Annotated in this window: 1 protein-coding gene; it reads left to right on the top strand. The window is 35.4% G+C overall.

All coding sequences use genetic code 11. The annotated features are described in order from the left end of the window. Positions 1-811 (top strand): tyrosine-type recombinase/integrase (locus tag SOP96_RS19730; protein ID WP_326322591.1); only part of this gene is annotated, 811 nt, incomplete at its 5' end. Between the last annotated feature and the right edge of the window lie 499 nt (positions 812-1310).

The following is a 1310-nucleotide window of genomic DNA, read 5'->3' as shown; positions in this document are numbered from 1 at the left end:
AAAAAACTATCTCTACGAAATAGAAAAGTTTAAAAAGCATAATAAAAATCCGGAGAAACTGAGCTATCAGAATCTAATGGAATATGTAGAATACTTAAGAAAAAGCTATACTCCACAAAGCGTAAAAAGAACGGTTTATGCGATAAAAAAATACTACGATTATTTAGTAGAAACAGGAAAGATAAAAACAAATATTGCAAGAAATATCAGGATAAAAGACGGCAAAGAGAATCCAATCCAATTACAGGAACTGCTCACAGAAAAAGAACTGCAAAAGCTTTTAGAACCGAGAAAAGAACGGTATCCGATATTAGAAAAAAGAAACCAAATCATAATGAGTTTACTGGTAAATCAAGCGTTATTAGTTGGAGATATTGAGAAACTGAAAATCGAAGATTTAGATTTAAAAAATGCAAAAATAAAAGTTCAAAAATCAGGAATTACCAACGAAAGAATATTAGATTTAAAAGCAGAACAAATATTGTTGTTTTATCAATATTTACAGGAAGAAAGAGAGAAATTAGAAAGGCAAAAAACTTCTTTTTTTCTACTGAATAAACTTGGGTCAGCAATTACAAAAGACGACATCAACTATCTTGTATCAACTTATCAGAAAGGTTTTACAAAGAAATTGACAAGCGTAAAAATCCGACAAAGCGTTATCAAACTGAAATTAGACCAGGGCGAAAACTTAAGAAAAGTACAATGTTTTGCAGGTCACAAACACGCAGATACAACCGAGAAATACAGAGAAACCGGAATCAACGCATTACAAACAGCGATTAATCAGTTCCATCCGCTTGCATTTTGAGTTAAAATCCCGCCCTCCGAATAAAAAAGACATTTTCTCCGACGCTCAAAACCCTCCAACTCTCCCACCCAAAACAGCCACAGCAAATTACATAATCAAAATTATACGCAAAGCAGCCGCAAAACGTTGTTCTCCGTTCCGCTGAAGCTTCACTGCGCACAAATCCCTCATTGCCTATAATTTGAGATTATGTAAAATGCTTTCCTTTTGTTTGGGCAAAGCCCGCACAATCCAACGCTTTTAGCCAACGCTTCCCCGAATCTTCCCAGCTCCGAAAAATACCTTTTTCTCCACCGCTGCAACCACCCGAATCAAGGAAAAATGCGCCATCGCTTTTGAAAGTTATCCGTAGAAAATGAAGTTGGTAAAAGAACAGAAATGTGGATTTGTGGAAAAATCCGGACTGAATCCAGGCGCAGTTTTTCCCACAAGTCCACATCTACAACAACAGCGACAATAATACAATTATTTACCCATAAAAAGATAAAGAATGATTACT

It is taken from the genome of Chryseobacterium salviniae (assembly GCF_035819015.1).
GTDB classification, from domain to species: domain Bacteria; phylum Bacteroidota; class Bacteroidia; order Flavobacteriales; family Weeksellaceae; genus Chryseobacterium; species Chryseobacterium salviniae.
This window is presented reverse-complemented; position numbering and strand designations above follow the sequence as displayed.